Raw genomic sequence first — 12,039 nt, 5'->3', positions numbered from 1 at the left:
AGTCTATAGAAAACGCGGCTGTTTGTAAATCATAATAACTTTACTTTAGTATTGCCTGAGAGCGAAAAATTACTCAATGAACATAGAAAGAGACTGACATCTGTCCGGTGCCTCCCCGACCGTTATTTGCATAGAGGAGCCAAACGAATGTCAGTCCCGTATAATTATTGTTCATCCATCTGGGTTATGCACTCTCTCTTGGAATTTTTTCATTTTCATCTTGTACAGTACCATCATGGAATACCAATTTTGGTCTTCCATTCTCTAATTCAACCGTATCTTTTGTGATGATGCACTTCTCTATATCATCACGGGAAGGCACTTCAAACTGGACATCCAGCATGATGCTTTCAATAATCGATCGCAGACCGCGCGCTCCGGTTTTCCGTTCAATCGCCCTATTGGCAATTGCCCTCAGTGCTTCGTCCTCAAATTCCAGCTCAACATTGTCGATTTCGAAGAGCTTTTCATACTGTTTAATCAGCGCATTTTTCGGTTTAGTCAAGATTTCAACCAGGGCATCCTCATCAAGCGGGGTCAGGCTGCCAATTACCGGAATTCTGCCAATAAATTCCGGTATCAGACCATACCGCAACAGATCTTCTGGTAATACTTTCTGCAGCAGATCGCTTTCGTCCAGATCTTCCCGTGTATCATCTGAACCAAACCCAATCACCTTTTTGCCTAAACGGCGTTTAACAATCTGGTCGATACCATCAAACGCCCCGCCGACAATAAACAGTACATTGGTTGTGTCAATCTGGATGAATTCCTGGTGCGGGTGTTTGCGTCCTCCCTGAGGCGGCACACTGGCCACGGTTCCTTCCAAAATTTTCAGGAGTGCCTGTTGAACACCTTCCCCGGACACGTCACGGGTGATTGAAGGGTTTTCAGATTTGCGGGCAACCTTGTCAATCTCATCAATATAAATAATGCCCTTTTCTGCTTTTTCCACATCATAATCAGCTGCCTGAATCAGCTTCAGCAAAATGTTTTCAACATCTTCCCCGACATAACCCGCTTCAGTCAGTGATGTTGCGTCTGCCATTGCAAACGGAACATTCAGGATTCTTGCCAGCGTTTGGGCGAGCAGTGTTTTACCGGACCCGGTTGGCCCGAGCATGGCAATGTTACTCTTAGCCAGTTCCACATCATCAGCATTATTTTGAGGTGTGTTAATACGTTTGTAATGGTTATAGACGGCAACAGACAAATTCTTTTTTGCCTCTTCCTGACCAATAACATAATCGTCAAGTGTTTCATTGATTTCTTTTGGTTTAGGAAGCTCTTCAAACTCGGATGCTTCTTCCGTTCCAAGTTCCTCTTCCACTATTTCCGTACAAAGTTCTATACATTCATCACATATATAAACGCCTGGACCAGCCACCAATTTACGAACTTGATCCTGACTCTTGCCGCAAAACGAGCACTTTAATTGTCCCTTTTCTTCATTGAATTTAAACATTTCTTTTTCACTCCTAAAAGTTTAAATCTGCTTCCTATTTTTTGTCTACATCTTAAACTTAACGTCATCATACCAAATCAGCATGTGAAAGCAAAATAATAAAACTTCTGCAATAGCCGATTTTTTAAAGAACCTTGTGACTGTCTTCCGATTTCTTATTATCGTATGTCGTTTGGACAGGATAGATAACAAAAATCAGATAAAGTGAAACTTCATTCAGCGGGACGCCTTTCCCCGCTGAAGCAGAGGTACAAAGGCTAAATGCGCAACGTCCTGTTGCAACGCCTTTGTGACCTGCGTCCTGCAGGCCCGAACAGAATCGGGCATTTAGGATCAGTTAACCGCCGTTTTCTGGCGGGTTACTGACCATTACATGCGGGGTAAAGTGTAAAGCAAGGTGCGAGTTATCGCACCTTGCTTTTATAGCATTATTTAACGTTCCGGGGCAACTATACGGCTTTACTGTGCTCGGCCAGAAAGTCGATAGCTTTTTTGCCTTTAAGTTCTTCTTTAAGAGCATCGGTATTTCCGCCGAGCATCTGTTTAAGCTGTTCAGCATCGGTACCGTACATAGACGCCATATTGTTAAGCTCTTCTTCGACATCTTCGTCTGTCACTTCGAGATTTTCCGCATAGTAAATAGCTTCAAGCGTTAAATTAGTTTTGACACGTTTCCCAGCATCTTCACGCATCTGTTCTTTCAAGTCATCTTTATCCTGACCTGAGAACTGATAGTACATGTCCAGCGTCATACCCTGCATTTGCAGGCGCTGTTCGAATTCCTGGAGCATGCGGTCCAATTCCGTTTCCACCATGGCATCCGGGATATCAACTTCAGCGTTGTCGGAAGCTTTTTCAATCAATGTTTCGCGTTGTTCATTCTCAGCTTCCTGCTCACGCTGATTTTGCAAGTTCTCTTTTGTTTTCTCTTTCAGTTCATCAAGTGTCTCCACTTCTTCATCGACATCTTTGGCGAACTCATCGTCCAATTCCGGCAGTTCTTTTGTTTTTATGTCATGGATTTTAACGGTAAATACAGCATCTTTTCCTGCCAGATGTTCAGCATGGTAATCTTCAGGGAACGTGACATTAATTTCCGTTTCCTCACCGGCTGTTTTTCCGATCAGTTCCTCTTCAAAGCCCGGAATGAATTGGCCTGACCCGATTTCCAGCGAGTAATCTTCCCCTTTTCCGCCTTCGAATGCTTCACCGTCAATAAATCCTTCAAAATCCATCACAACAGTGTCGCCTTCCTCTACATTGCCCTCTTCCTTGACAATCAATTCAGCATGGTGCTCACGCTGATGTTCGATTTCATGTTCCACATCTTCGTCCGTAACCTCGACTGTCTGTTCTTCCACTTCAAGGCCTTTATATTCACCTAACGTAACTTCCGGTTTGACATTGACAGTGGCTTTAAAAATAAGGTCTTTCCCTTTTTCGATCTGTTCAATGTCAACTTCCGGCTGCTCGATTGGTTCAATTTCCGTTTCTTCCACAGCCTTTGTGTAGGCGTCAGGGAGTACAATGTCCACAGCGTCCTGATATAAGGATTCAACGCCGAACCGTGATTCAAAAATTTTACGAGGCACCTTACCTTTACGGAAACCGGGAATTTGCACATCTTTGACAACTTTTTTGAAAGCCTGATCCAGTGCTTTATCAAATTCTTCGGCACTTACTTCAAACGTCAGTACCCCTTGGTTCCCTTCTTGTTTTTCCCATTTTGCTGACATAACATACCCTCCAAAATCTATTATTCCTTTGATGATGACGGTGTATTACAATACGTCCGACTTTATAATAAGCAAAATTTCAACCATCTCATTATAACATAATTGTGCGGCCTTTCAAGTTATACCGACATTTCAATTGCTGTTTTAAGTTTCAATGATTGTCGAATATAAAGCTTCGCACATCTTAATCTCTTCTGTATATTGAATTATGTTTTCGTCTTCATTGCCCATATTATTCTTATGTATAGCGAGAAAATCATGACCGATTTTAATCAGTGCTTCGGCTATCAATACAGCATCTTCCTGTGCTGGCATGATCGGATATCGCACATAAGCATAATGGTTCAGCAGCTGCTCCATCAACTGGAATAAGGTTGGATTTTCCTGTTCCTGATCACTAATGGCCAATAACGTCCGCTGTATTATTGGATGGGCGTCCAGTGACGGTGTGGTATCCGGTACTGTTATCAGTTTCATACCTAATTTATGTATCGGGACCTTGTCAGAAACTTCCTTTTCCTGAAGCCATATAAAAATGGCCGTTTTTACAACTGGATGAACCCGATCATCAGTCAAAAGTGCTTTTAACTGATCTGTCGGCGTTACATCCATTTTACGAATGTGTTCAACCAGTCTATGTTGATTGGCATGATTTTCTTCTTCTACTGCTTTTAATAATTCGTTTATGTACTCGGGAGACTTTTCCACCCTGATTTGATGCCTCATTTTCCGGCTCATATTATACAGCTGCCGAAACTGTTCTTTCATATCTTCAGGTACCGTATTTGCTTCCAATTCCTGTTCAACCTGATTCATCAATAACTGGTACTGGCTCGTCTGGAATAAAATGGTTAAGTAAATGTGAACATATTGATAGTAATATTCATCTTTATATATTAACAATCCTTCACAAAAATCCTGTGCATCCTTATACCGATTCAGCTCCATCAAACACATCAGCTTGCCGATGATAATTTCATGATTCTGAACGCCGAACCCCAATAACTGATCAAGTTTTATCAGTGCTTCTTTATACTTTTTCTCTTCCAATGCCAAGAGACTTTCCTTTTCTAAAGTGCTCCGCCATTTCGGGAAAAGAATAACATTTTCCCTATAACTTACCATGAATTCACCCCTTTCTGTACAAATGTCTCAATAAATAGCCTTACCCCGGTTTATAATACATAAAACCTGCCATTTCCCAACAGCGCAGTAAGATATGAAAAAATATCTATTCTATCATATTACAAGTTACATAATATCATACACAACACTCTAACTGCCATACTATTGACAAATCGTTTTAAAGTGCATATAATTATCTTTGTCCGTCAAAATGTTGACTGCATGCGGGTGTAGTTTAGTGGTAAAATGTCAGCTTCCCAAGCTGATGTCGGTAAAATGTCAGCTTCCCAAGCTGATGTCGTGGGTTCAATTCCCATCACCCGCTCCATACATATTCATATGTCCCAGTAGCTCAGCTGGATAGAGCAACAGCCTTCTAAGCTGTGGGTCGCAGGTTCGAATCCTGCCTGGGACGTTAATTAAAAAAGCCCGGTACCTGTCAGCAGGATACCGGCTTTTTCAACCAACGCGATATTCGTTTTTATCGTATAAGATATTTTAGAGTTATCGTTCAGGGTAGAGATGTTTTCATTGATAAATCCTCAACCAGATCCCCTTCTGCTGTGTAAAAATAGACTGCAATATCATCCGGTGTGTCCCATTCCATAAGGGCGTATGTCTTCTCTTTTCGCGTCCTCGGCAGGCGAACGCTCCCCGGATTAATCAACAATTGGCTGCCGTTTTTTTCCGCACCTGGGCTATGTGTATGACCGAAGCAGATAATCTGCGCATGATGTTCTTCAGCCCGATAAGTGATTGCCAATGGATTTGATTTCACCTGGTGCACATGGCCATGTGCAATAAAAAAAGTAAGATCATCGATTGTATTAACCTGCTCTTCCGGAAGCCTGGCATCAACGTCACAATTGCCGGCAACTTTTATGTACCCTTCCAGTGCCGGGTTATCCATTTCAAGCTCCGAATCACCGCAATGAATTTTATAATCAGCATGATGACGTTCATTAATGGCTTGTAGTTCTTCTGTTGAACCGTGACTGTCACTGACGATTAATACACTTGGCATCATATCACCTCATCTGTTTACCGAAATTTTTGACCCAATCCTCCAATTGTCGGATAGCGTTACGCCTATGGCTAATTCGATTCTTCTCGTCAGGGGAAAGCTGTGCCATGGTTTCTGTATAACCATTTGGAATAAAAATCGGGTCGTAGCCGAACCCGTTATCACCTGCTTGGGTATCAGCAATTCGACCTTCACAGTATCCTTTTTTAAACAACGTTGACTCCCCTGGTATAGATACCGCCAATACACATACAAAACGTGCTGTTCGATCAGCGTCTTCAATATGTTGCAATTCATCAAGCACTTTATCGATATTTTTCATGTCGTCTTTGGGTTCACCAGCATATCTTGCCGAAAAAACGCCCGGCCGTCCATCCAGTGCATCAATCTCCAGACCTGAGTCATCAGCCAGGACAGGTGTCTGCAGCAGCTTTGCTATCTGCTCAGCTTTCAAGGCAGCATTTTCTTCAAATGTCGTTCCAGTTTCATCAATATCTTCTATTTCCCTGGACAATTCAGGAAGGGAAACAGCATTCATATCGTATTTAGCGAAAAGTGTTTTGAATTCTTTTGCTTTGCCAGGGTTCTTCGTGGCAATGACAATCCTCTTCATGGCGAATCTTCCTGAATTTCTTTTGTCTCGCCAATCCGGCCGACTAAATCACCCAGTACCGATTTTTGAATGGTGTTCAATTCCTGTAATCCGTTACCGGCAAGTTGCAGCATCGTTTGCAGCTGGTTTCCGTTAAACGTAGCTTCCTCCCCTGTTCCTTGTATTTCAATAAACTCGCCTTCTCCTGTCATAACCACGTTCATATCGACAGCTGCCTCGGCGTCTTCTTGATAATTTAAATCAAGAAGTTCTGTTCCGTCCGATGAAATACCAACCGAAATAGCTGCCAGAAAATCGGTCACAGGCATTTTTTTAATGACTTTAGCTTGAAGCAATGTATTGAAAGCTATAACAACAGCAACAAAAGCCCCAGTGATTGAAGCTGTTCGTGTACCCCCATCCGCTTGAATAACATCGCAGTCAACCCACACGGTCCGCTCTCCTATCTTATTCAGATCAACAACTGATCTAAGGGCACGTCCGATTAAGCGCTGGATTTCCATTGTACGTCCACTCACTTTTCCTTTGGACGATTCACGGATATTACGCTGTTCCGTTGCCCTTGGCAGCATGGAATATTCAGCCGTAATCCAACCTTTCCCCTGACCTCGCATAAAAGGGGGCACCCGATCTTCAATACTTGCATTGCAAATTACTTTTGTATCGCCAAATTCAATAAGTACAGAACCTTCAGGATGTTTAACATAATCCGGTGTAATGGTAACTGGCCGTATTTCGTTATAATGTCGCTGATCATTTCTCAATGAACCTATGCCTCCTTAATTATGCATTCACGGTTATCCTAACATATTTTTTACCATCAAACATGAATTATGAATTTTGGACAAAAAAGAAAAAAGACTGCTGTTCACAGTCTTTTATAACCACACTATAATTTTTCAGTTGAAAAGAAAGATTGTGTTGTGACCGGTTCCGTATATGGCTCCCCGTTTTCATTAAAGAGGGTTTCCACATCCTCCACTTTCACTTCAACGGCTTCTACCGATTCATCCTCTGTCAAAGTTCGTACGAGGGTTTCCATCACTTCGTTCGAAATAACCGCTTGATCTGCATCCTGCAATACTTCCTGGTTGAAAACCACTTCAAGCACGCCATCATTTAAACTTGGATTACTAGTCAACTCCGCTGAGCTATTGAAAACGTGCTGCAAATTGGTATCAGCACCAGGTCCCTGCATCAGCGCCTGAACCATGGATCCGTACAAATCGTTATCCTCAACTTCAATGTATTGTGTAACAGGGACAATATATTCATTTTCACCCTGAACGGACGGATAGTACATTGTGACTGGTTCACTTCCAAGCAAATCTACTGTATTGGATTGAATCAAGTTAATCCCATTAACCCTTGAATATCCGTCACCAATCGGCGTTCCGTCAACCGGCATCGTCTCTTGCGGGGTTCCTTCTATATGCACTTTCATACTATCGACATTATCAAACTGTGTAACGGTGTAAGTCATTGCCTGAAGTATTTCGAGCTCCTGCTCTGCCTTGTAATTTTTGAATTCCTCGGAAACATCAACAATCATTGTACCGTTATCTTCCAAATTTAACCCAAGTATTTCTGTTCCGGCCGGTAAAACCGCCTGAAAACCATTTGGCAATAGCGAGGTAACCGGTCCATCTTTCACAAGATATTCCAATGCCTGTTCCGCTACCGTATTAGATTCCGGCTGTGGCAGCTGCAGAGTCTGGGATGCCACCATACCATTGGCATCAAGCAAATATAATTGCCTGTCTACCGTATCAGTTGATGTATCTTCTTCCGCATCGTCCACGCTTTCTTTTCCTTCAGTACTTGCTTTTTCACCTGTTTCATTTGATGAATCATCGACAGCTTCAGCATCTTTCGGCGGATCCATTTCTCCTTCGTCGCTACCCAATGACTGCTCTCCCTGAAAACATCCGGATAATATAATAGTGAGAAACACCGTTAGGCTCAATAACAATAGACTGCGCTTCTGCATGTTTTTCCCTCCTACGATGGTTTGTACTATTATATATACGAGCTCACCAAAATTTTAGACCAACCTGTCAACAAAAAATGGAATCCTTTCTGAAAACAACTATCAAAAAGGATTCCACATATGCATTAATTTGGGAGAACCGCTTTTTTAATGGTAACGGATTGAAAATAATCAACTGATTCACTGAAAATACCTTCTGCGATTTTGGCAAAGACCCCCATCTCGCCAGTAGTGTAAAAATGATGGGCAGGTGATTCCGTTCCCTTATATAATTGGTTGTAAAATTCCAGTATTGTGCTGACCTCACGTGCCGTTTCTTCACTCGATGAAATAACGGTAACCTGGCTGCCAATAACTTTTTGAATGGTTTCTTTAATTAACGGGTAATGGGTACAGCCAAGAATCAATGTATCGATGTGGTTTTGTTTCTTTATTGGCAAAAGCGTTTCATCAACGATCTCCTCTGCTTCTTTTCCGGAAAGAACGCCTTGTTCGACCATCGGGACAAACAGCGGGCATGCCAACGAATTGATACGGATATTGGCATCAATACGTAATAATGCCTTCTCGTAAGCTTTACTTCTAATGGTTCCTTCTGTTCCAATCACACCAATGTGACTGTTTTCTGTAACCTTGATCGCTGCACGCGCACCTGGGTTAATGACGCCAATCACCGGAATCGGCAGCTCATTCTGTAGTTCATTTAACGTAAATGCCGTTGCCGTATTACAGGCGATGACGAGGATTTTAATATGTTTGCCGAGCAGAAAATCTGCCATTTCCCTTGTGAATTTTTTAACCTCTTTTTCCGAACGTGGCCCGTATGGACACCTTAGCGTATCGCCCAAATAAATCAAACTTTCTTTTGGAAGCTGGCGCATTAACTCATGAGCAACCGTCAGGCCACCCACACCAGAATCAATCACGCCTATTGCCTGACTCAAAAAATCGCCTCTTCTTGCTGTTATTTATTTTCTGTTTGCTGCATCTGTTCATATAAGAACATTAATAGCTCATTTAACGTTTCAGTTTCTTCCGTTGAAAAATTCTCCAGTACATTGCCCAAATACTCCTGCCGTTTCTTAATGACTTCCTTAATAATTTTTCGGCCTTTGGACAAAACATGAATCCGAACAACCCGTCTATCATTTGTATCCCGTATTCTTTCCACCAATTTATTCTTTTCCATACGATCCACTAAATCTGTTGTTGTACTGAAAGCTAAACCATTTTTATTAGAAAGCTCACCGATTGTCAAATCACCTTCATCAACAAGCCACTGCAAGGCAACGAATTGTGGTGACGTGATTGGGTAATGGTGAAGAATCTTTCGTCCATTCTTTTTGATGTTCCCTGCTATGTAGCGCAATCGTTTTTCAAGAGCTGCAATGGTTTCTGCTGATATGTCATCACGCAATACGGGTAACCCCCCCAAGAATTTCCCAATATTAGAGGGTGTTCAAAAAGTCCGGTAACCATGACACACTGCACGATGCAGATCACAAAGGCGTTGCAACTGGACGTTGTGAACTTAGCCTTTGATCCCCTTCTTCAGCGGAGAAAATCATGCCGCTGAATGAAGTTTCACTATATCTCCCTTTTTGAACACGCACTATTATATCAGTATTTTAACATAACCCGACAAAAATCTCAGTGTTTAATGGACTACTGCCATAATATTAAACTTCATCCAAAATGTGCTCACCGTTTACACAAACTTTCATACGCTAATAGTGACTAAATAATTTACCCTTCATATGCAGCTCTTTGACAGCAAGGAGGGGTTATCATTTGAAGGATAACAAGTACAAACCGAAGCAATTATTAACAAAGCGCGAAAAAGAAGTATTCGAACTTCTCGTCCAAGATAAAACAACCAAAGAAATTGCCCAGGAATTGTTTATATCTGAAAAAACAGTCCGGAACCATATTTCCAACTCGATGCAGAAATTAGGAGTCAAGGGGCGATCACAAGCAGTGGTAGAACTTCTTCGCATGGGGGAGTTGAAGCTCTGACAAAAACCGACTTTCTCTTAGGAAGTCGGTTTTTTATCATTTATCCCGCATGTAATGGTCAGTAAACCGACAAAATACGGCGGCTGACTGACCATAAATGTCCGATTCGGTTCAACTAACATTCAGCGGGAAATAGCGTCCCGCTGAATGAAGTTTCACTTTACGCTTTCATCAGGATTTCTTTCATGGAATCAGATAATGGAACAGGGCGTCCAGTGTCAGGTTTTATGTATACCATTCTTCCCCGGCCTGTTAGACAGAGCTCTTGTTCACCATTTAACCCCATATAATGAACATCAAATGACGTGTTTCCAATATGATCAACTTTTACATATAGATGCAGATCCTCATTGAAATAAATCTGCTTATGGTAATCGCATTGCAAATCTGCCACGATGGGCATAGCCCCGTTGTCATGATCACTGCCAAATAAACCGACAGATTTCAGAAATTCTATTCGTGCCTCTTCAAAATAAATAAACGGGGAAACATTATTCACATGTCCGAACATATCTGTTTCGGAAAAACGGATTCTGATTGGAATAAAAAAACTAAACTCAGACCGCCATTCTTCCATATTATCAATATATGAAACTTTACTCATCAGTTTGCCTCCTTATTAGAATGACCCCTGCCCATTGGTTGGGCAAGGGTCATTCCGAGATTAATAGATTCATAGCTTAATGAGCTTCATCACTGCCAAAGAAGTTCTTGAATGCCTGAATGTTTGTTGCACGGTTCATAGCAGCAATCGATGTTGTCAATGGAATGCCTTTAGGACAAACCTGTACACAATTTTGTGCATTGCTGCAGCCTGAAATGCCGCCGTCTTCCATCAATCCTTCCAGACGTTCACTGGCATTCATCTCACCTGTTGGATGTGCATTGAACAAACGCACTTGTGAAAGGGCAGCCGGACCGATAAAATCTGACTTATCATTGACGTTTGGGCATGCTTCAAGGCAAACACCACACGTCATACATTTGGACAACTCATATGCCCATTGACGTTTTTTCTCAGGCATGCGCGGTCCAGGACCAAGATCATACGTACCATCAATGGGAATCCATGCCTTCACTTGTTTCAAGGCGTCAAACATCTGCTCCCGGTCAACAAATAAGTCACGGATGACCGGGAATGTGCTCATTGGCTCTAAACGGATTGGCTGTTCAAGCTCATCTATCAACGCGGCACATGACTGCCGTGCTGTTCCATTGATGACCATGGAACAAGCACCGCAGACTTCTTCCAGACAGTTCATATCCCATTGAACCGGTGTTGTTTTTTCCCCATTGGCATTCACCGGATTTCTCTGGATTTCCATAAGCCCGGAAATAACGTTCATACCTGGTTTGTACGGGACTTCAAACGTCTCTTCATAAGGAGAAGAATCCGGACTGTCCTGACGCGTTATAATAAACGTAACAGTACTTTGTTCAGCCATCATTACTTACTCCCTTCGTGTTCGTTTTTTTGCGTGTAATCGCGTTTCCGTGGCGCAATATACGATACATCAACATCCTCATACGTGATGACAGGTTCGTTATTTTTTTCGTCATATTGTGCAATCGTTGTTTTCAGGAAGTTTTCATCGTCACGTTCAGGAAATTCCGGTTTATAATGGGCACCACGTGTTTCATCGCGTTTCAGGGCACCGTTGGTAATAACCCGTGCCAGATGCAGCATGCTTTCCAGCTGACGTGTAAACATAACACCCTGGTTGTTCCACCGGGAGGTATCATTTATGTTTATGTTTTCCCAGCGCTCCATCAATTCCTGGATTTTCTTGTCTGTCTCTTTCAATTTATCATTATAACGGACAACGGTTACATTATCCGTCATCAGTTCTCCCAGTTCTTTATGGATTTGATAGGCATTCTCAGTACCGTCCATCTTCATAAGATTTTCAAATTTTTCATGTTCTTCTTTTTCCCTGTCTTCAAATAGTTTCGATGACAGATCATCAACATGTTTATCCAAACCTTCAATGTATTCAATCGCTTTTGGACCGGCAACAGATCCGCCATAAATCGCCGAAAGCAGGGAATTGGCACCTAAACGGTTTGCCC

12 protein-coding genes, 2 tRNA genes and 1 pseudogene are annotated in these 12,039 nt (G+C 42.2%); 3 read left to right on the top strand and 12 right to left on the bottom strand.

Annotated features, from left to right (window positions below; all coding sequences use genetic code 11):
* Positions 1-184: 184 nt before the first annotated feature.
* The 3 genes from clpX to VK080_RS14040 all read right to left on the bottom strand — a co-directional run bounded on the left by clpX (position 185) and on the right by VK080_RS14040 (position 4,326).
* Positions 185-1,465: an ATP-dependent protease ATP-binding subunit ClpX gene (gene clpX, locus VK080_RS14050; protein ID WP_324225396.1), complete on the bottom strand. Its 1,281-nt coding sequence runs from the start codon at positions 1,463-1,465 to the stop codon at positions 185-187.
* Positions 1,466-1,914: 449 nt separating this feature from the next.
* On the bottom strand, positions 1,915-3,201 hold the full coding sequence (tig, locus tag VK080_RS14045) for a trigger factor (protein ID WP_324225395.1): 1,287 nt from the start codon (positions 3,199-3,201) through the stop codon (positions 1,915-1,917).
* Positions 3,202-3,345: 144 nt separating this feature from the next.
* Positions 3,346-4,326, bottom strand: coding sequence for a tetratricopeptide repeat protein (locus tag VK080_RS14040; RefSeq protein WP_324225394.1), 981 nt, complete (start codon positions 4,324-4,326; stop codon positions 3,346-3,348).
* A 224-nt stretch (positions 4,327-4,550) separates the two neighbouring features.
* On the opposite strand from VK080_RS14040, the gene VK080_RS14035 reads away from it, so the two are divergent.
* Positions 4,551-4,654, top strand: a tRNA-Gly gene (locus VK080_RS14035).
* A 13-nt stretch (positions 4,655-4,667) separates the two neighbouring features.
* A tRNA-Arg gene (locus tag VK080_RS14030) sits at positions 4,668-4,741 on the top strand.
* A gap of 96 nt (positions 4,742-4,837) precedes the next feature.
* Here VK080_RS14030 and VK080_RS14025 read toward each other — a convergent pair.
* The 6 genes from VK080_RS14025 to VK080_RS14000 form a co-directional block, all read right to left on the bottom strand.
* Positions 4,838-5,353, bottom strand: coding sequence for a metallophosphoesterase (locus VK080_RS14025; protein WP_324225393.1), 516 nt, complete (start codon positions 5,351-5,353; stop codon positions 4,838-4,840).
* Between the two features lies 1 nt (position 5,354).
* On the bottom strand, positions 5,355-5,963 hold the full coding sequence (locus VK080_RS14020) for an XTP/dITP diphosphatase (protein ID WP_324225392.1): 609 nt from the start codon (positions 5,961-5,963) through the stop codon (positions 5,355-5,357).
* On the bottom strand, positions 5,960-6,727 hold the full coding sequence (rph, locus tag VK080_RS14015; RefSeq protein WP_324225391.1) for a ribonuclease PH: 768 nt from the start codon (positions 6,725-6,727) through the stop codon (positions 5,960-5,962). The genes VK080_RS14020 and rph overlap by 4 nt, the downstream gene beginning before the upstream one ends.
* A 125-nt stretch (positions 6,728-6,852) precedes the next feature.
* Positions 6,853-7,953, bottom strand: coding sequence for a GerMN domain-containing protein (locus VK080_RS14010; RefSeq protein ID WP_324225390.1), 1,101 nt, complete (start codon positions 7,951-7,953; stop codon positions 6,853-6,855).
* 125 nt (positions 7,954-8,078) lie between these two features.
* The gene (gene racE / locus VK080_RS14005) at positions 8,079-8,897 is read right to left on the bottom strand and encodes a glutamate racemase (RefSeq protein WP_324225389.1); all 819 of its coding nucleotides are present in this window, start codon (positions 8,895-8,897) and stop codon (positions 8,079-8,081) included.
* Positions 8,898-8,917: 20 nt separating this feature from the next.
* Positions 8,918-9,370 carry a MarR family transcriptional regulator gene (locus tag VK080_RS14000; RefSeq protein ID WP_324225388.1) on the bottom strand — a complete coding sequence of 151 codons (453 nt, stop codon included), beginning with the start codon at positions 9,368-9,370 and terminating at the stop codon, positions 8,918-8,920.
* Between the two features lie 374 nt (positions 9,371-9,744).
* Here VK080_RS14000 and VK080_RS13995 point away from each other — a divergent pair, with 374 nt between their 5' ends.
* Positions 9,745-9,969, top strand: coding sequence for a response regulator transcription factor (locus VK080_RS13995; protein ID WP_324211535.1), 225 nt, complete (start codon positions 9,745-9,747; stop codon positions 9,967-9,969).
* Between the two features lie 160 nt (positions 9,970-10,129).
* Here VK080_RS13995 and VK080_RS13990 read toward each other — a convergent pair whose 3' ends face one another.
* The 3 genes and pseudogenes from VK080_RS13990 to sdhA form a co-directional block, all read right to left on the bottom strand.
* Complete coding sequence (locus VK080_RS13990; RefSeq protein ID WP_324225387.1) at positions 10,130-10,573, bottom strand: thioesterase family protein; 444 nt, start codon at positions 10,571-10,573, stop codon at positions 10,130-10,132.
* 76 nt (positions 10,574-10,649) lie between these two features.
* Complete coding sequence (gene sdhB / locus VK080_RS13985; protein ID WP_324225412.1) at positions 10,650-11,414, bottom strand: succinate dehydrogenase iron-sulfur subunit; 765 nt, start codon at positions 11,412-11,414, stop codon at positions 10,650-10,652.
* Positions 11,415-11,416: 2 nt separating this feature from the next.
* A pseudogene (gene sdhA / locus VK080_RS13980) lies at positions 11,417-12,039 on the bottom strand (succinate dehydrogenase flavoprotein subunit); the annotation flags it as partial.

The sequence above is a fragment of the Lentibacillus sp. genome (genome assembly GCF_035301925.1).
Taxonomy (GTDB): Bacteria; Bacillota; Bacilli; order Bacillales; family Amphibacillaceae; genus Lentibacillus.
The sequence above is the reverse complement of the archived record's forward strand: the minus strand, read 5'-3'. Positions and strand labels throughout refer to the sequence as shown.

What these genes read in the sequence shown, in the direction of transcription:
- sdhB (WP_324225412.1), bottom strand. Translation starts at nt 11,414, where the DNA reads ATGGCTGAACAAAGTACTGTTACGTTTATTATAACGCGTCAGGACAGT.
- clpX (WP_324225396.1), bottom strand. Translation starts at nt 1,465, where the DNA reads ATGTTTAAATTCAATGAAGAAAAGGGACAATTAAAGTGCTCGTTTTGC.
- VK080_RS14025 (WP_324225393.1), bottom strand. Translation starts at nt 5,353, where the DNA reads ATGATGCCAAGTGTATTAATCGTCAGTGACAGTCACGGTTCAACAGAA.
- VK080_RS14020 (WP_324225392.1), bottom strand. Translation starts at nt 5,963, where the DNA reads ATGAAGAGGATTGTCATTGCCACGAAGAACCCTGGCAAAGCAAAAGAA.
- VK080_RS13990 (WP_324225387.1), bottom strand. Translation starts at nt 10,573, where the DNA reads ATGAGTAAAGTTTCATATATTGATAATATGGAAGAATGGCGGTCTGAG.
- VK080_RS14040 (WP_324225394.1), bottom strand. Translation starts at nt 4,326, where the DNA reads ATGGTAAGTTATAGGGAAAATGTTATTCTTTTCCCGAAATGGCGGAGC.
- VK080_RS14010 (WP_324225390.1), bottom strand. Translation starts at nt 7,953, where the DNA reads ATGCAGAAGCGCAGTCTATTGTTATTGAGCCTAACGGTGTTTCTCACT.
- tig (WP_324225395.1), bottom strand. Translation starts at nt 3,201, where the DNA reads ATGTCAGCAAAATGGGAAAAACAAGAAGGGAACCAAGGGGTACTGACG.